This window comes from Lacrimispora sp. (assembly GCF_031982545.1).
Taxonomy (GTDB): domain Bacteria; phylum Bacillota; class Clostridia; order Lachnospirales; family Lachnospiraceae; genus Lacrimispora.
The window spans coordinates 150,806-170,860 of sequence record NZ_DALYXB010000009.1; the positions used below are offsets into that span (position 1 = coordinate 150,806).

General features: G+C 38.3%; 12 protein-coding genes and 1 riboswitch. All 12 genes read right to left on the reverse strand.

The features are described 5' to 3' along the window. Window positions 1–53 precede the first annotated feature (53 nt). Window positions 54–6,401, reverse strand: a complete 6,348-nt coding sequence (locus ABS301_RS16310; RefSeq protein ID WP_349673238.1) for an NACHT domain-containing protein — start codon at window positions 6,399–6,401, stop codon at window positions 54–56. 270 nt (window positions 6,402–6,671) lie between these two features. After that, entirely contained in the window at window positions 6,672–7,826 is a 1,155-nt protein-coding gene (locus ABS301_RS16315) for a putative endonuclease domain-containing protein (RefSeq protein ID WP_349673239.1), read from the reverse strand. A 43-nt stretch (window positions 7,827–7,869) separates the two neighbouring features. After that, window positions 7,870–8,868 (reverse strand): hypothetical protein, encoded by a 999-nt coding sequence (locus ABS301_RS16320; protein ID WP_349673240.1) that lies wholly within the window; start codon window positions 8,866–8,868, stop codon window positions 7,870–7,872. 242 nt (window positions 8,869–9,110) lie between these two features. Next, the gene (locus ABS301_RS16325; protein WP_349673241.1) at window positions 9,111–9,833 is read right to left on the reverse strand and encodes a DUF5131 family protein; all 723 of its coding nucleotides are present in this window, start codon (window positions 9,831–9,833) and stop codon (window positions 9,111–9,113) included. Between the two features lie 56 nt (window positions 9,834–9,889). Next, window positions 9,890–10,312: a GNAT family N-acetyltransferase gene (locus ABS301_RS16330; RefSeq protein WP_349673242.1), complete on the reverse strand. Its 423-nt coding sequence runs from the start codon at window positions 10,310–10,312 to the stop codon at window positions 9,890–9,892. 188 nt (window positions 10,313–10,500) lie between these two features. After that, window positions 10,501–10,656: a hypothetical protein gene (locus ABS301_RS16335; RefSeq protein ID WP_349673243.1), complete on the reverse strand. Its 156-nt coding sequence runs from the start codon at window positions 10,654–10,656 to the stop codon at window positions 10,501–10,503. An 854-nt stretch (window positions 10,657–11,510) separates the two neighbouring features. After that, complete coding sequence (locus ABS301_RS16340; RefSeq protein ID WP_349673244.1) at window positions 11,511–11,960, reverse strand: sigma factor-like helix-turn-helix DNA-binding protein; 450 nt, start codon at window positions 11,958–11,960, stop codon at window positions 11,511–11,513. A 408-nt stretch (window positions 11,961–12,368) separates the two neighbouring features. Next, a riboswitch (cyclic di-GMP riboswitch) is annotated at window positions 12,369–12,456 on the reverse strand. Window positions 12,457–12,983: 527 nt separating this feature from the next. Beyond that, window positions 12,984–13,250, reverse strand: a complete 267-nt coding sequence (locus ABS301_RS16345; protein WP_349673245.1) for a helix-turn-helix domain-containing protein — start codon at window positions 13,248–13,250, stop codon at window positions 12,984–12,986. A gap of 4 nt (window positions 13,251–13,254) precedes the next feature. Then, the gene (locus ABS301_RS16350) at window positions 13,255–15,075 is read right to left on the reverse strand and encodes a VirD4-like conjugal transfer protein, CD1115 family (RefSeq protein WP_349673246.1); all 1,821 of its coding nucleotides are present in this window, start codon (window positions 15,073–15,075) and stop codon (window positions 13,255–13,257) included. A gap of 87 nt (window positions 15,076–15,162) precedes the next feature. Continuing rightward, on the reverse strand, window positions 15,163–16,596 hold the full coding sequence (locus ABS301_RS16355; RefSeq protein WP_349673247.1) for a DUF3991 domain-containing protein: 1,434 nt from the start codon (window positions 16,594–16,596) through the stop codon (window positions 15,163–15,165). A gap of 183 nt (window positions 16,597–16,779) precedes the next feature. After that, window positions 16,780–19,521, reverse strand: a complete 2,742-nt coding sequence (gene mobP3, locus ABS301_RS16360) for a MobP3 family relaxase (protein WP_349673248.1) — start codon at window positions 19,519–19,521, stop codon at window positions 16,780–16,782. Window positions 19,522–19,523: 2 nt separating this feature from the next. Further along, the gene (locus ABS301_RS16365; protein WP_349673249.1) at window positions 19,524–19,931 is read right to left on the reverse strand and encodes a hypothetical protein; all 408 of its coding nucleotides are present in this window, start codon (window positions 19,929–19,931) and stop codon (window positions 19,524–19,526) included. Window positions 19,932–20,055 lie beyond the last annotated feature (124 nt).

Genomic DNA, 20,055 nt, shown 5'->3' on the forward strand with positions numbered 1-20,055 from the left:
AGCGAAGAAGATAATACTCAACCAATCTCCTCAAATGGGCAGAATAGAGATTCTTATTCCCCCTTAAATAATAGTTGTCGCCAGATTAGCTTATTGCTTACATCTTCTATTTCTAAAGAAAACAATCTTTTTTCTTTAGCTGGCTTGCTTGGAGTTCCATAAAACTTATAGCTATCATCTTCAAAAGATATTGATACCTCAAATACAATTACCTGATTTCTCTTTCTCAATATATCCTGTAAATATTCTTTTTTTATAACAACCATGTTTCCATATGTACTATGTTTTTCATATCCACTTTCCTCTTCTGGCTCACTCCAATGATAAGTTTGTACAGGAAACATATTGAGATCATATACTCTTGAATTTAAAAGTTGTTCCTCTTTTGATACAGAAAAATCTTTTGCAATATCATCAGATAAACCCATTAAATAGTTAGATGTAATTAGATAGTCTTTTAATAATAGGTCTTTTTTATCGAGCGCATCATCTGGAAATGTAGTGATTACATCACATGTTGGGTAAACAGTAAATCCTATTTGCTGGTCATACCTGTCTTCTTCATCATAATATAAATATTCAATCGTTATATGAGGTTTTTTCATTTCTTTTATTAGATTATCAAGCTGTTCTTTTTTTAATAATCCGCTGCCAATACGAATGTACTTATTGCTCTTTTGAAAATTGGCATGATATTCCATATTAAGAGAAATGCCCAAGCTATGTTCTAATATTGTTTCTGCTAAATGATCAGGGATAAAATATTTTTGATCGGGCTTATCATCTACTAGTTTTGTAAAATCCCAAAGAAAAGGAATAAGTGGAATATGATTACGAAACTCAAAACACCAGAAACCTGATTTTCCTGGGAAATAGCAATTTAGCCAATCTTCATATGATGTACCCTCATCTTTTATCTGTTGTTTGGCCTGCTTATATTTATCTGCAACATAAAACATAGAATGCCATTCAGCATATTTTTCTAATGTTTCTATCGTAGGAATAAAACCATGATCATTCGAGATCTTTTGGTAATCATCATTCATTAAGTAGCACTTACTCCATTCTCTTGCATCCTGATCAGTAATACCAAACTGAGCAACAAAATAATCGCATTCTGTCGCTATTTCTTCTTGTGTGCATGCAAACATTCTTGCTAAATCATTATACCAATATCTCAAAGTATCCATCGTATCAAAATGGAATTTCCAATTTTTAGCACTGCTTTTACGTTCGCGTTGTTGATAAAACATTGATTCCATATAACTAACGCCACTCATACACTGGTCAAATACAGATAATCTCTCTATTTCTTGAGGTGCGCAGGCTGGAGCTACTTGTAGGCATATATCTCTGGCTATTCTGCGCTGCAGAGCATGTACTACCCCTTCACTATATGCAATAGATTTAAAAAAGGAATATAATGATACTAGTAATTCAGGAGCAGATTTTCCAATACGCAAACACGTACTCAAATACCAGGTTCTTGCCGACTCTATAAAAAAGTAGTTGTTTTTATCTAAATAATCTTGAGATAATGGTTGGTGGTATAATCCTGAAATCAGTTTTATTATCTTTACGTCCCCATACAGACTAGTGCGCAGTATAACATGAGCAGCCTTACAACGTAATCCTTTATCTTTGTGTCCCAGCAAACGCCATATAAAACATGCTAAACTACTATCCAAATCTCTATTTAACCCCATATCTATTTTATAGCTTTCACTGTCTCCAGAAGCAGGATGGATTTTAGACATCTCAATCTCTAGCGCCCAGGTCAACAGTTCTTTAGCGTCTTCTATTGATAGAGCAACTGACATCCTGCAAATTGCCTTTACAAGCTGTTCACCATAAAGCTTAATATGATTTGCTACGTATTCTATAAAGGCCTCATATTGAGTCGAAGAATTCGCCTGAAAAATATGAAGAATTGTATTGTATTCTTCCTCATATCCATCATATAAATGTAGTAATTCTCGCGAAAATGCTTGTAAAAAGTATTTTTGTCTCGGAATATTATTGAGCCAATCAGCCATCTTTGGCCACGCTTTTGAATTTTCAACAAAGTCTTCAATGATACTTAGTATTTTTATACTGCTGTATCTGGAATCATTTGAAATTATCTCAAATAACCATGATAAAGCCGTCGTATACTCATCAGGCAAAAGGTTTTCCAGCCATTCCTTAACAAATACTTCTCTGTCAGAGGAATTTAGTGCTTCCAGACTTTTTTCAAGCATTTGCTTGGATACAATGCCGCTTTCAGATACGTATTCCTTCACATTTACTTCACTTCGTGTAATTGACCTGTTGCTATCATAGTTATGGTTTGTAGTTTTTAATTGCTGGAGAAAACTATCCATTGTTCTAATTTTATCAGTTTTCAGTTCTGGAGAAATCACAGTAGAGTCTAAATACTTCACAATACAGTGACTTCTATACTTCTTTTCATCCATTGGAATATTATAAAGTACGTCATGTATTAGAATTTTAAGTGTTGTCTTTTGCTCTCCAGGAGTAATTTGGGAGATCTTCTTTAAAATAATATCTACCAAATCATTGTACTGAGACGATAAATTTGGAAGTAGTAACCCTATTAAGGCCGTACATTCCTCTATCGAAATTCGATTTGCTTCTAACAGTGTAGTTAGTATAATTGGAATGGTATCTCGTAATGAAAATCCATCATAATTATCCCTATCATCCAGACGGCAAAGTGCACCCCAAATACTTTTTTCACAGAGCAAAGTTGCCGCCGATAACGCTTCATGATATGGAAAATTCTTTGTATCACCTATCTTTCTGCAAAAGTCTTCACTTAAACGAATAATTTTATAGGATAGAGCAGAATTGTTTGTTCTCTCTTCACTGATTTTTTTAGCAAGAGTCCTATAAAGATAGATTTTTCGATAAGACTCATAATCTATTCCCTTGGTAGCATCAATCGCCTTGGTAAAATATTTTGAGCCAAAGTTTTTTTCAATTCTCCGCTCCATTTTAGCGCAACCTAAATACACTTCAGCCATTTCTTTAGATGAAGCCGGATAATTTTCATAGGTAGCGTCGATTTCTACCATTATAGCTAAGCATGCATGGAAAGTAAGTTTATTGCATACCAATTTTTCTAATAACTCCAGCTTAAATTGGGGTGATGTATTACTTACTTTTAAAACTTTATCTATTAAATCCTTTATTTCTTTTGGCTTTAAAACTTGTGTTAAAGAAACTGACTCTGTGTACACCAATAATCCTGTTTCTAATAACTTGTGTTTATCATATGAACGGAAGTTCCATGAACAACCATCAATCTTTGAAAGCATTTCGTTGTACGCTGATAGAAAACCTCTATCGTTATTTTTCTGAATAACTGATAAGCGAAAAAGATAGAGTGGTAACAGAAAATCAATCATTTGTACAATAGACTTCTTGTTATCTTCGGCTTGGCGCTGTCCAGAAGTTACCTTAGCTCCCCAAAAATCAGCTGAATTAGTAGCTACTCCTTTACACACATGCCTTAGTGCATAATACCGAAGGGCGACAGATAACTCTTCCCGTTCATGTTCTCTATAAAAAGAAGGTACATTTGAAAATTGAAGAGTTACAGAAAGCTTATCTATTAGATCCGATACAATCTTTATATCTTCGATATAAAGCATATACTCCATAAAAAGTAGCAATTGCTCTTTACTAAAACGAGTTTCCGGAATTATAGTTATTCGTTTAAATAGTTTTAATAAATCAGAAATATAAACTTGAGGCGGAATTTTCCCCAATACGATATAGGCACAAACAATAGCCAGCTTATTCGGACTTGTCCATTTATGCAATAATAAAGGTTCATAAAGCTCACTATAATCATATTCTAAAAGCTTTTTAAAAAATTGATAAACATATTTATTTACAGCCTTTGCAGGATACCAACCGCATATCCAATTAATAGCTTTTTCATTTTCTCCCAATCTCAACATTGCTTCTGCAATATTAATAATATCTTCTGCTCCCGGCTGCGGATGATACCCCCTCTTATCTTCTTTTTTCATATAATAAACTTTAATTTGTGCTAGATAACTTTTAATATATTGTCGAGACTTATCTTGGTAGATAGGTAAGCGAGAAAACACAAGTGCTGCCTTAGCCAAGCTATCAAAATCATTTGACTCCGTATAAAAAATATTATATACCGACAATTCATCACAGTATAAAACCGCCTCATCCGGTGCACTAAAGAGAAATTCTTTCAATGCATCTTCTTTGGCATTATAATCTATTAATCTATATACTAATTTACATGCTAAAAGGCGATTTTGTGAATCATATACCTCCTGCCTTTTCAGAACACATTGTATACGCTGCTTCATGATTTCGTTTGTTTGTGCTATTCCAATAGTGGTATCATCAACTCTCTCATTTAAAGAAATCTGAACTAATCCATCAAAATAATCCGCTTTATCCATAAAAATATGTAGATATCTAGCACAATACGAGTTTGTTATTCTATTTTCGTACATATAATTGGCAATAAGCTTGATTGCAGATACATTTTCCCCATAGCATGTTCTTAAATATGTCTCAAAATCCTCATCTCTAAGAAATATAAAAGAATCTGCTATGTAAAAACCCCGGCGACATTCTATACTAATACTTTTTAAAGTATCAAAAGATACAGAGCAAAGTTCATACAATACTGATGCTGGAATAGGTCTTGGTAAGTTTATTAGAACAGAAAATAAAATTTTTATATCCACTATACTGCTATATTGCTTTTTGGCAGCATTAATAAACTCTTTGAACAAAGAGTCCATCGTCTTTCCTATTGGTTTTATCTGTGACAGCATTTCATCTATCGAATCAGCCTCAGATAACATATATGCTTGTAAACGGGGATTTCTATCAGTAAGCAAATGGAATTCTTCACACTGCTCATTAGTTGCCCCCGAAAATACAGCGCGAATATGCTGGGCGCTATCAGACAGTTCGAAAGAAGGAATGTTGAGGATTTCCACTTCAGCCTCAAACGGAATGAGATGCTTCCTCTCTGTTCTTGTAGTAACGATTATCCAGATACCATCAGGAAAAGTTTGACTTAACAGGCCCTGCAAAAAGCATTTTTCTTTAAAAAAGTCAGCCGCTACTATGCTGTTATCTGCTGCATCTATGATAATTGCTACTATTGCTGATGGATTTTGCTGTTTCACAAACGATACGGCCTTTTCCAGTCGTTCATTTAATAACCGCCAATATTCATAATCTTTAGAAGGATGACCAATTAACCACTCAGTTCCACACTCAGTTGCTAATGTATTACAAATTTGTGGGATTGCAACTTCCGTTAAATGTCTCCGCTCACTTGGTTGTAGAAATGAACCTCCACCATAGCAATCATATAATATGGTTACCGATGCTTCGGGTAAATCATTTTGTATATGACTTACAAAAGTAGTTTTACCCGCACCTGCGGCAGCCTGTAGACAAATAACCTTTTTTTGATTTTCTCTAATACACCGAACAATGTCTCTACTAATATTACGATCAATGTAGGCGAATAAAGGGGCTTCAATTTTTATAGGTGCCGGAAATACCTCATTGATACTAGTATCTAGCGCTGCTAAAACATATTCTTTGTCCATTAGAAATCCAGGTGTATTTTCAGGCAGCATCATTTCCCTCAAATGCATAATTAAAGAATTATATCTACTCCGGATACTATTGGCATTCCAAATTCCTAATTGTTTTATTATTTCTACTTTATGGATACTCCGAATTTCAGTACCGCAATCATCAAAATTTAAAATCAACAAAAAATCAATGAAAGCAGACGAACTCAGATTTGAGGTCTTGTATATTTTATTAATATTTTCTTTACATTCTGGGGATAGTTTTGCCAAAAAACTTGTTATGCGTTTGTACTTTTTTTCTTTTAATACGTTTACACATTCATTTAAATTCTCCGAAAGGCGCGGGTGCAAACTACGGTTGCTGACTAACTTTAAAGTAAGCTTTTGATTAACAGATGTATGGTTTTCACAAAATCCTCTATACGTATCTGCTAATCTCCTGATAATAGAATTATTCTTTTTATCATCGACATTTGTACTGGAACATAAATTTGATGCAGTCCATGGTTTTTCCATTTGAAAAGCACTATATTTCAGCTGTGAAAAGACAACATATTGAGCTTGTTCAAAGTTGCTTCCGTGATAATACTCTGCCAGATCAATAGAATATAAGGTACTCTCATTCTCAATTTGAATAGAGTCTTCCCATGCAGGTCCTTCAACAGATATAGCTGTAATTTCACTATTTGGTTTTAATATTGCTAAAAGCTTTTTACAGGCCCAAATTAAGTGGAAATCATCTCCTGCATTAGATGCTATTGCTCCAGCATTGTTCTTTTTATCCATAAAAAACACACTGCCTTTCATCATTGCTGTTTGATTTATAACAAAATTTCTTGCGTTAATAACTTTATATACAGATATAAAATTTTGATATAGGCTTTGTATTTATGTACTTTATACTGATATTCTAACATTACTTGTTAGATACCAAATTATAATATTCACAGGCTTTTTCATTTTCCGTCCAACTGTTAAAATAAAACTGAGATACCTAAATTTCTATTTATATAAATGATAAAACCTTTTTACTTAGTAAGAACGTTAATCTGCAGTTCACCCTTCGACGCGTTCTTTTATTAAATTTACAGTAATATCATCCCAATAACTTATATAAACCAGTTTTATGCCATGCTCCTGGCTAAGCTGTTGTTTTATTTCATCTCTCTCCTTTTGACGCCTAAAACTTTCTTCCCCACCAAAAATTTCTACTGGTTCATAGTGCTGTTTACCTTGATATTCTATTGCTATGCGCAGTTTGCTAATGTAAACATCATAAGATAATTGACCTTTTCCTGAGTTGAGAAATGGCGGCCTAAATTGATAGCATACGCCACATTGAGGGTAGATTTGCTTAGTTAATTCAAAAACTAATTGCTCTGATTTCCATTTATTCTCAGGTAATACATATTCATATTTATCAACATCAGAATATACCCCCTTCTTTATATCATCAATCAACTTGCCATTAAAGTATTCTTCTGGATTCTTTATATAGGCATTAATCCAGAAAAATTTCATTCCTTGCTCCTCTATTCCCATCCTACCAATACCTAAATTCTTTTTCTTATAAGAGCTTGCATTCGGTGATGCTAATCGTTGCATAATGATATCTTTCATATTTCTATCTAGTATGAAATAATAATCATTCCCACTAGTAGCATATCGTTGTCCAAATTTACTATACATCATATCAAAGTCTGGTGCTCCCACGCAGGCAAAGACTAATGTATTTCCAATATCAATTACCTTTTTCATAGTCTGCTTTGCATTTGTTTGGCATGCTGCATAGCCTACCTTTTTATTCCCTGTCAGCTCAAATATTAAGTATGGAATTGGTTTCCCAGGCCAAACCGTAAACCGATAATCTATATTCAACTCAGGTAATAGATGATTAATCTTTTCATATTGGCTTCGCATAAAGGGGGTAGATAGACCAAGACTTCCATTGTATGGAAAGTACTGAACCATACTATCTTCTTGCTGAATCAAAAATTTTTTCAACATTAAATCATACCTATAATCATTGAATATTTCCTCAATAACTAGACGACCATAATCTTCTTCCCTTATTGACAAATACTCAATAATACTATCCTCAATTAAGTAGACCCTTTCTTGCGCTGAAATAGTATATACCTTAAAAGAATAATCAGATATGTAATATTCAAAGCTTTCAATTAGGCGTGTATATCTTTTTAAATCTTTCATAATATTTATTCTTTCTCTCGATATTAGTGGTCTTTTATAACAATCAATTAGAATCATTGGATATCTCTTCCATATACTCTTTACTATTCAATAGCTTAAATGCTTCTTTCTTGTCATTAAAATTATAGATTTCTACTTCTTTATCTCCTAACTCCATCAATCTGTATTTATCAGCATTAATAGCAATAAAATGTCTTTCTTCATAGAGGGTGCATGGCTTTACAAATACTTTTCCCTCATATATTGCTAATATAACATACTTCTCTCCAGCTTCGTCTTGTATGACTTCAAACTTAGTCGTATCTTTACACTTATCTTTTCTATTATTATAGAGGTTAAAACTAATATAAAGAATAACACATATTATGTAAACGGCCAAAGCTAAATGCCATATTGTAAAATCTCTATTAATAATTTTATTTTCCCGCTTATGCTCTGCTTCTTGAATTATCTTAATATCTTTGCAGTCTGTCTCAGCTATTTCTTCATTTACTTCTTCTGAAGGCTTTTTCTTCTTAACTATTGTTGCAGGTCTTTTATTTTCTTTTTTACTCTTTGATACACTTTTTCTTTTAAATAAATGTATGAATCCAATTTCCATGGGATAGAAAATACATTCTAACCAAATATAAAAATAACAAATATCTTCATTTTTTAGATTCAAAACCTCAGAAAATGTTCCACCTATTCTATAATTAACATACCAAACTATAAGAATATTAATTAGTAAAGGGACTATATGTAAAAGAATTCTACCCTTCTTTTTGCATGAATCATATATCTTAATATATATAATACAAAATGTTATGAATACAAATGTAATAGAAAAATTATAAAACAATTGTATTAATAAATTGATTTGGTCAATTTCCATATATCTAACAGGTATTTCCCAGTAATCAAAATAACCTTTTTCATACCAATAGAAATTGTATCTTAATAAACCCGTAAATATTATGCCAAATAAAGATGATAATGCACTTATTAAGCCAAGATGTACTTCCATAAAATCTATAATTGACGATTTTTTCTTTTCTTCCATTTTCCTTCTTCTCCACATTTTTTATCATTAGATTATAAAAAATTAAATAATTATTATTACTATGTTAAAGAATCAAACATAATCTACTACAGGATAATTATACCAAATAGAATAAGAATTCACAATGGCAATGCATTCAGCATATTAATACTGGTAAGCTATTTACATTAGCCAAATCTAATAATTTTTATTGTTATTGACCATAGACAATCATCAGTCCACATTAATATATCAAATCCAACTTAGACCCAATAATTTACCCCTGCCTTCTCAGCTTGTCTCATTTGATTCTTTCTCTCAATAGTATATACCTTATTGCCTTTTTTGAATCTGCTCCCCGTCTGCTTAAACCAAAAGGGCACATCGTAGTCCATACATTGCTGCATGGTATTTAATATCCAAGCAAAATCGCAAATTCTAGCCTCATTCCCCGATTCTCCACCACAAGTAACCTGTTCTATTTTTCCCATGGACAGATAACTCCGGATGTTTATTGGCTCCAACATTGGTTCATGAATAATCATCCGATGTTTAATTGGCAGTTCCATGAAAATAGGTAAGCGATAATCTGCACGGTTCTGGTTCTCACATGTGCAACAGATTGTGACATTATTGTAGCCATCTCTCCAGTCTTCTGGTAGTCCGACATCGAACCGGTGAATTCTCTTTGTAATAATTACAAACTGTAAATCGCTTCGTTCTCGGATCATCTCCCACGCTTTAGCACGCCATGCATCTGCTTCCTCCAAGAAAAAGTCAGAAGTCATGCAAGTATATACACATTCTCTAACAGGTTGTAACTTATACTCTCGCTTACGGTCACGCTTAACTGGCAAATCAAAGCTTGCCATCCTTGTCACAATACTACTATCCTTACCAAATTCTGCATCTCTACGATAAACATAGCAATTCATACAGCCAGGACTTATTTTTTTGCATCCATGCCATGGATTCCAAACTGCCATTTCACCGCCTCCTTATAGAACAATATTATGAATGTTTTTTTACTGAGGAACCAGAATTAACCCGCATTATATACCATTAGATACTCGTTCTCACCAGTTTCTTTTTCTGTTAAATAATTTTCAATACAAAAACCCTCTTTTTTATAGAAAGCCACCGCACCGTTATTCTTTTCATAGACATGTAAGGATAATCTCTTTTTTCGCTTCATTGCATCTATCAACTGATGACCAATCCCTTGTCCTTGATGGCCTTCTGCTACAAAAATTCCAGCTATATAATCTGCATCCATTCCGATAAATCCCAGTATTTCATTCCCAACCTCATACACGTATACTTCCGCATTGGGTAATATGGCTCTTACAGATTTATAATTATCTTTCCAATAGGATTCTTCTATAAATGAATGGGCGTTTACATTCCCCTCCAGCCAGATCTCCATGATTCTATCTACATCTTTAAACTCAAATAATCGTATCATCACATCTTCCTCCCACATCTCTTCTAACATTATAACTGAGTATATCGTGGAGTGCAACATGCAAAAGAACATTTGTTCTGTTTTGATTAGATTAGTTTTTCTGCAAATAATCAATAATAATTCTTAGCTACTACGCAGGTCTTTGAATATCACCGTTTTGCAGAAAAAAGTTTTGCCAAAGAATTTATTTAATCCTTTTTTATTGAAAAGGAACTTATTAAAGTTTTTTTTATAAATTCTGCCACCTCTAAATTAGGTTCTGGCGCAAATGTTAAAGTTACCAATTTGTCATTTATCGTGAGTTTCAAGGAATTCTTTTTTAAATCATTATTTATTTCATTCATAGCAATGCCTCCTACCTGCTAAACGTGAAATCCTCCATGAACTCTGTCGGAATCAAAGTTCTTAGATACAGTCGTGTAGATACAATTACTTATTTATAAACAGATTGCGCTTAATAGTCCAATAAAATTGTTTCTATACCTTTATGTCGAATTGATTTTCTCCGACTACTTAGAACTCGGAAGAATCCATGACTGTCCAACCATATATAAAAACAGCAAAGTTTTCCGGCAGCCTGTTAATAATAACAGGACATATTTTACATTCTATTTCATTTAAATGTATTTTCATTTATTCATAAATTTTCCAATACTATGTCTGTTTAAATTCATTTCACAGGAATGCGGCAGGGCAATTTTGCTCTGCCACATGATCTCTAAAATGAATATTTCTACTTATTCTTCATTTTTGCATTTTTATTCGACACAACTTCCTAAAACGCAAAGAACCAATTGATTCTTCTATAGGGCGGCAACAGTAACAGCCTGTTGGTTAAACGGGCCTCATAGGAATTTCACCTCTCTCAGGATCTCTGCGAGCCGCCCCCATTGCGATGTCTGTGGCTGGACGGAAGTAGCATTAGCACTGTCCATTTCATTGCGAAACAGTCCACCATAGACTGTTTTATGACCAGGCGTTCTCGCTCATCACCTTCGATGCCATCGGTTCGACGGATGTCTCTCAACCTTCCGCAGGCAGTTCTGGCGCGCCCGTCAATGTCGCTGCCGCTTTTATACGGCTGGACAGATCATGTATTAATGCTGCCGGATATGAAGTTTTCAAGGAGCAATAGAAGGAATAGATAAACCCCCTCACTTACTTTCACGTCAAGCGAGGGGGGTGAGCGGAATAATTTTTAATTTTCCATCAGTTTCTTTAATTTGCTAAGGATTCTTACCTTTCGATCATGTATGGTTCTCTGTGCGATATTTATTTCTCTGGATATTTGATGTTCGCTTTTTTCTTTGAAAAACAGCTCTTTTATCAGTTCTTGCTCCTTTGGTGTAAGCATTTTTAAGCAGGAGAGCATTTTTTCAATTAACACCGCTTGGACTGCAGCATCTTCAACACTTATTTCATCCGATGCAAACTGGTGATTTGAGTCCTCCAGCCGTTCAAAGGAATCCTCCCTGCTGGGAATGAGAGTAATTGCACAGCTAACGCAGTCAATATGGTAACGTTCCACCTTTAAGTCATACTGCTGATACTCCATTTTGCGGTCACTTTTTTCCAGTACCTCAATAACCGCATCACTTGCTTCGGGATACCTCTCCCGATAATTAATTCTTCTAATTCTTTTTGCCATTTGGCTTGTCCTCCATTTCATGATTTTCAAAATCAAAGAATGAAGAACAAGCGGTGGAGACCTGCATCGGGGTATTGACGGGATTCCGTATAAAGCGACTTTTTCAGTGACTTCTATTGTACTATTTAGTCGTTGGAACAATTTTATTGTCGAAACAAAAAAATCAGTACTACGCCAGGTTAGGTGCAGTACTGATTTGTTATTATATTTATTTGTAGGTGGGCAAAGTGTATGTACTCGGCTGTCTTTATCTCCACCTCAAAACACAGTTGTTGGAATGAAGCATACAGATACCCCTTTTATTTAAGCAATAAGCAAACACCGGTATCTTAATTTCTTCCATGTTTAAAAGGTGTTAAAAAAGACATAATCCTACCCTCAAATGAGGAGAAGTGCCATAAAGCTTTTTCTGGCGGCTAGGCTATCATAGTGCAAGAAACACCTTAGATCCTTGGCTTTGCGTCCCCGTTTTTCAACTGGTTTGCCTTTGACATATTTTATTGTGAATAAAACTATTTCTTATGACTACGGGTACTTCTGTTTTTAACGAATCAGATATAACCATACACACACATTGAACACTGTAAAACTTGTTAATAATTACAAACACACCTATCCTTTAAGAAATTCACCCATAACAAAGGAATGCGTCTGTTATTTTCTGTAACTATGTAAATTATAACATGCAAATACCACAAAAACAACGAATAACGACAATCAATACTATTGTTTAATGTACAAAACGCACTAATTTTATCGTTTATGGGAGATTTTAAAGACAATACAACTAGCGGATAAGGATAAATATATCTCTGGTATATCTGATGTATTAACAATTATTACGTCTAATGTTCTTTTTCTGCCATTAACTTTTCTTAGAGTGAGGAATTCTCATTCACGGTGCATCACGAACCAAGGCACGGTCCATGAAAAATGCAGACTAATCTCTTGGTGTAATAATGTGCTTTAAAACCTTAACCACCCCAACCATCAGCATTAAAAAAATTCGTACTAAATATCCGATTATTGCGGGCTACTGTTCAAAAAATAGAGATTGCTGCTCTTGCCGCCGTTCTCCCTCCAGCGCTGTTCCTTACGAAGGTAGCCGCTTTTCTCCAAATCTGACAATGCTCTCTTTACGGTGCTTCTGGAAAGATTCAGTTCTCTGGCAATGGTACCAATTGCCGGATAGCATTTGCGGTTATGATCAGCCCTGTCATGGAGATACATGAATACGGATTTTGCCCGGTGAGGCAACTCAGATTGATACACAGATGTAAAATAGGCCATATTTTCACCTCCTGTCCGAATGCTGTTTTTGCTCCATTGGTTCTAAATTGATAACAGGGTTCGAAGTTTGTACGATTCCTCCCGAAGCTGATACCCTATCTTTTCTCTCTTCAGGCTCTGGTTCAAATTCGGCATTTCGACGGATGATTTCTTCCTCCACTTTACGGTGGTCGGCATACTCCACCTTTCTTGCGGATTGCTCTGCAATTTCATATGGCTTGCCGAAGGTAATACCCCATTCTAAGAACAGCTTCAGGCGGGTACGCATGGGATAGGCTCCGGTCTTGGTTACAATGAACCTTCCCTTTGGCATGGATTTCAGCTCATCCGGTGTCATCAGCGGACGCTCAATCATCTGTAAAGACTGACTAGGGTCATTCTTTCCCCTGCTGACAGAACCGCTCATAACAGTCTGACTGCCGAGGGACTTTGACAAAATCTGTGCCGATTCACTGTTAGGAGCAAAACCGCCGAACACCGTATCCTGGCAATTATCGGTTATAATAGCGGCACCTTCCTTGCCATAGTTTTTCTCCAGCTGTGCAAAGCTCTGGATTATGGCAACGATGGATACCCGCCGAGAGCGGCTGGCCGAGAACATCATCTCTGCCGACTCAATCTTAGGGATGGTTCCAATTTCATCTAAAAACATCATGACGCGGTTTGGCAGTTTACCGCCATACTCATCGGCTACAGAAAGAATTTCCCGGTAAAACTGCTGAACAATTAGGCTGATTATAAAATACTTTGTGGAATCTTCTTCCGGCATGACGAGGAAAATGGCACTTTTCTCGGTGCAAAACCGTTCAGCATCTATGGCAGTGTCAAAGCATAAAATCTGTTCCAGCTCTGAATCTAAAAAGGCATTGAGTCGTGACAGTGCTGTGGATAGAACGCTCTGCATGGCCTGCTCTGCAGAGTTGAGTGCCGCACCTGCAAACCACTTGGTTTTATGATCGTCAGGCAAATGTGCCATCAGAAGCTGAAACAGCGTCCTGCCCTTGACACCACTGGGCGCCAGCAAATCCTGAATAAGCTTAAACACGGATACGATATGCCGCTCCCCTGGCTCACAGAATTCGGCAATCAGCAGAATGACTGAGGTCAGAAGCCCTTCTGCTGCATCATAGAAGAAGGCATTTTGCCCTGCGGCACCACTGTCGAATCCCCCAGAATTGATAATGGTCTTGGCTGCAATCTTAGCGTACTTCTCTGCTCTTGCCTTGTATGTTATACTTTCCGGGTGAGCAAGGTACAAATCCATATAACGGTTGACCAGATGAAGCAGGTTATTGTCATCCGAACGGGTAGGATTTCGCAGGTCAATGACCGATACATGATAGCCGTAATAATCCTTGGCAATCCCTGCGTAGTTTCGGTAAAGATCTCCCTTCGTGTCGGTAGTGATAAAGCTCATGCCGGAGGCACATGCATATTCCAGATTTGGATAGAGAAAGTTGGCTGTTTTGCCGACACCTGCCGCACCAATCATCAGACAGTGGATATCATCGTCATCTACCAGAGCATAGCCGTGATGCGTTGACTTATCAAAGAGTGAGGCTTTTCTCCAGCCTACAATCAACCCCTGTGCTTTGGGCAGGTTGTTTCCCTGACGCCATTTTTCCGGCTCATATCGAATTGGGGTATAGACCGTCTGAATTTCCTTTTTTGTTGCCCATCGGGCCGTACCATGTTGACCATCACCTACAGTTTTAGATTTTATACCATTTAGGCTGTAATAATGGGCAAGCAGTGATAATGAAGCAAGTATACTAAACATCGTCGTACCTACGACAATCAAGGTTACTATTTGTGACATCTGCATCGGTTGCCCTCCGTTTCATTATAAAAGAAAACCGCCAAGGAAAGTTTCATACTCCTTGACGGTTTCTGCGTTTTAGGTAGTTCCTACTTACATGCTAAATCTCATATTCGCCTCTTTCTCCTGTTTTTGTTGTAACGTTTGAAACTCCAGTTCTATGAACATTTCAGTTCTGATACAGTTTAATGCTAATCGAAGGTATAAACCGCCAAGCTGTTTCTGGTCAGTCTCCGTGCGGATACCAAAAGTATCAATAATTTGGTTAAGCTCAGTCATATCGCCCCGAATATCCTCCAGCCTGGAACGAAGCCCTCCCCTGTCTTTATGAACGCTGTAATTCGTTTGAAGTTTCTTCATAAGTTTATCCGTAGTCACCGGATGCTCCATCTGACGGCACAGTTCCTTTGTTAACAACAGGGAGCACGCCGCCATATATTCTATACATTCTCTTACGGACTCTTTATTTTCCGGCATAATCTTTCCGCCACTTACCATTGGTTCCAAAGCTTGATAAGTATCTTTTAACAGATATCTTATATTCCGGCTGAGACTGATTTTCTCGCATAATACAAGCAATTTCGCACATACCTGCGGAAAAAGTGTGATCTTTGGATGTTCCTCTGAGGGAATTGGGGGCATCCCGTTTTTTGCTTTTAGGTCCTCATTCCAGTCCTTGTTGATTGACTGAAGTACGGTTACATCTATATAATCATTTTCGGAAAGAATATCCTTCAATCGTACATTTGCTTCGATCCCAGCTGCGTCATGATCCAGACAAAGGAATACTTTTCTAAGCTGCGTGTTCTGCCGAAGCTGTTGGAGCAGTGCATGTTCTGTAACTCCATCTAGAGCAACATAGCTGTGTTCCTGCCAGTCCCTTGGATACAGGGTGATAAAAGAAAGCATATCTACCGGTGCTTCAAAAACATAGATTCGGTCACTGTTTCCGCTCCAGTGAAAACTAAATTTCGGATCACTTCCTTCCACATTGCCCTTATAAGAATCTCCTTTTGTATAGATGCCGCGCTTATGAGCATGACGGGGTATACTGTTTTCGTCCATACCTACGAACACAGCATTATGATACTGGCTGTCCTCATAAATGAGCTTTTCATGGGCAAAAAATGATATTATCTCCCGGTCTATAAACCGCTGCTTGATGAGATATGCAAACACCCGTCGCATGTCGTAGTTTTCCTCCGGCAGCGCAAAAGCCTTGCGTGGAGGCGGGGCGCTTTTCTCTGTTTGGTTCCACTCCACGCCGGATTCCCCGCCCAGTAGGAAACATACCGCCTCAGGAAAGCTCATATCATAGAACTGCTGTACAAAATCAATGGCACATCCGCCTTCTTTGCGGGAATGGCGGAACCATTCGTTGCCCCGGACGGTTACACTGTCATATCGTTTCCAGCGCCATTCCCGTCCTGAACGAACCAGCTGTTCTCCCTGGCGCTGGAGGAAGTCCACCAGATCCACTGTATTAGCCTGATGTTTTTGTTCATCGGTAAAATATACATATGCCATCTGAAACACCTCCCTTATCAACGTTTACGTTTTCCACAGCGCATATGCCCATGCCGAGTGCAGAAAAAGGCCGCCCGCTGATGCACGGACGACCTTTGACATAATTGAACGGTTTGCACAGGCGGCAGTTTCTTTTTCTGTCTCTGTGACTGCTTTCCCATGGAATACCATACCTCCTTTATTTTAGTAAATAGTGAGCTTTTGTTCATGATCATTCGGAGCGTGCCCCTGGGCAATCTTTTTTTGTCTCAGCTTTCTGCGCAGCTTACTTTCCGTTTGAATACCCGGACTACCAGAGAGTCTTTTAACTTCCTCCTGAAAAATCTGACTGATATGATGCAGTAACCTTGTTGTTGCCAAAAACATGGAGGGATTACGGATGGAGTCCAAGTGGTCCAGGAAAAACTGCGCATAAATATTACCTTGTTCTGCTGAGAGAGTGAGCCATCGCACAGCAGCTTCCCTGTCGCGGGGAACCTCCTGTCCCAGCAGATACAGTTTGCCCAGCTGGTATTGGGCGTATTGATTTCCCTGTTCAGCAGATTTTGTCAGCCATTTTACAGCAGCAACCGTATCTTTTGAGATGCTTTCTTCCTGCAGATACAGCTTCCCCAGGGCATACGCTGCATAGAAGTTATCCTGCTCTGCCGAGAGGGTAAATAAATCTATTGCCCTTTGTATGTTCCTTTCCACGTAATTTCCGTCCCGATAGAGCTTTCCGAGAGCATACTGTGCAAGAGCATTGCCGTTATCTGACGCTTTTGTCAGCCATCGAAGAGCTTTCTCTACGTTAAATTTTTCGCAGTGCACATCCAGATAAATTTTTCCCAGCATATATTGTGCATTGACATTCCCCAGCCGGGCGGATTTTTCCAAATAGTAGATTGCCTCGTCCATGTCCTTTTGCGTTCCGGTTCCGGTGTAGAGCATCTGACCAAGGCGGTACTGAAGCTTATCATCACGGCTTTGTCGTTCCATCTGCTGAAAACCATGGAAAGCAGCCTTAAAGTGCAGCTGCGCTTCCTCAGTATTCCGTGCTGTCCCAATTCCGTCCCGATACATCTTTGCCATCTCATAGTCTGCATAGGGCATACCTTGTTTAGCAGAACTTTGGTACAGTTGAAACGCGGTATTTAAATTATGTTCTACGCCCCTTCCCCTATAATAGAGAACTCCCAAAGAATATTGAGCGTATTTATGGTTCTTGGAAGCTGCTTTCTTAAACCAGTTTGCTGCTTCCACATAGTCCTGTTCCGTTCCAAGCCCTGCTGCATACAGTTTGCCAATGCGGTACTCTACATACCGATGTTCCTTTTTGGCTTCAATCGCCAGAAAAGCAGCAAGCGCTTTGGAGTACCAGACAAAAGCAGTATTTGAATTCATTTCCACACCTAGCCCATCAGTAAACATCCGTCCCAAATCATGCATGGCAAGGGCATTACCGTCCTCTGCCTCTAGCAAAAATAACGGCAAAGCTTGTTCAAAGTCCGGCTCTGCGATATCCGTACCATAAAGATAGGTAAGGACCTGTTTATAGCGGCTGTTCCATGCAATGTGCGGCTTTCTGGTCACTGTAACTAAGGCAGGTGCTGGAGATACGTTATTAGAGTGTTCAGTGGATGATGATTCAGAGCTATGTCCAGCCCCGAATTCAAGCTCCAACGCTTTTATTTCCCCTTCTTCGTCTAAATTAAGAAAAACAGAACCGTCTTCTTCAATTGATTCTATATGATTCATGATTACTGCTTCCTCTATAATGCTTTCTTCCTCTGGAAGCGGTTCCGCCTGTTCATCTCCTTCAAAAACGACCTCCTGATTGCACAACCTGACTGCCTCCGAAATTACCATATTTTTTATCTGCTTGAATTCCTTCTGCTGGGAAAGCGGCAGCGGCGCGGGAAGGTCATCCTTGTAAGTACGTAGCACCTCGTTTCGCAGTTCCTGCCATTGGACATAAGCTGCCGATACACGTCCATCCTTCGCCAGCTCGTCAACAATATGGTTTACCAGTTTCTTGACCGGTGCTTTTAAATAGCCATATTGCTTTTTGCCGGTGGTTCGCCGAAGCAGTTCCGCAAGCTGAGTCAACATATTTTCCAAAACCGGATTATCACAATTTCCCGCCTGCATCTGCCTCAGAAGATCCTGGAGGGTATCCCGGCTCTGTGCTGTCAGCGCTTTTCTTCGCTCCGTCTGCTCGGTATAGATTTGGAGCAGATCCTGCTGAAAGATTTCCCTTGCCAGACTGCTTCGCATGGCTTCAATGGCGGGCTTGGTTACAAAACCCTCACGTGGATCGACCGAATACACGATCATGTGGCAGTGAGGGTGATGTCCTTCATCGTGATAGGCAGCATACCAGCGCAAGTTCACCGATGCGATTTTCATCTGTTCCGCAAAAATATTTCTTTGTTGGCGCAAGAGGGCTATCCACGCAGCGGCATTGTCGTAGCCAAGCCGGGCAGCATCCTCTCGCCGCAGGGAAATAATAGGTGTCCAGATGTTGCCGGGGTGAGCTGCAACCTCCTGTGCCGTCTGTGATAGCGACAGCGGTATATCCTCATCAGAGAACAGACCATGGGCATCTAACCGTTCAGCGTGTGGGCGTGTGGCAATATAGTTAACATATACTTCCTGATGCGCCAGCTGGTCTAGGTTTTGATCCAATGCAGCCGAGATAAATTCAGAGGCGTTTTCCATAGTAGGATTGGCCAGATAATCCTCATACTCAAATAGTCCTGTTGAATCCGGAAATCGATCAAGAATATCCGACACCAGAAACTTCTGCTTTTCTGTGGCAGGACGGATTCGCATGCGCTCTGGAAGTTTTTCTACACCATCCCGCGTGGCAATGTAGGTTACCAGATTTTCTGCATGATCTGCCGCACTTTTTATATAACGGCATTTAAAGATAATCCTGGGCATGGTCAATCACGCTTTTGGAATTTAGCTACCTCCTCAAAGGTCACAGAACCAACCGAACGCTTTACGTCCTCCACACATTTACCCCTGAGCTTACGTAAAGTATTTTCATCATAATCTGCATTGACGGCAAGAATGTTCATCATCATACTCATTTCTACTGACAGCTTGAACATCAACCTTGACAAGCGGTTCTCCGAGGTATTTACAATGCCCGACATAGCAGAGGTAATGGCTGTCGGGAGATACTTCATTCCATCCTCCGCCGCAATATATCCACTGTAAAACCGGATTGCTTTTTCTATGAATTCACTTCGACTCTTACAGTTATCTTTTATTAAAATTGCATCTATCCCTTTGATGGTATTAGGATAGAGCCAGAGCGGTATTCTTGTTTTTATTTCTTCGCTCATGGTTGACCTCCTTTGCTAAATATACGGGAACCACCTGACAGGTGCACCCCGGAAAAGCCTTGTTTTACTAAGGAAAACAAATAATTAAGAGGGGTTGGAACCACCCAGGAGGTGACCAACGTCC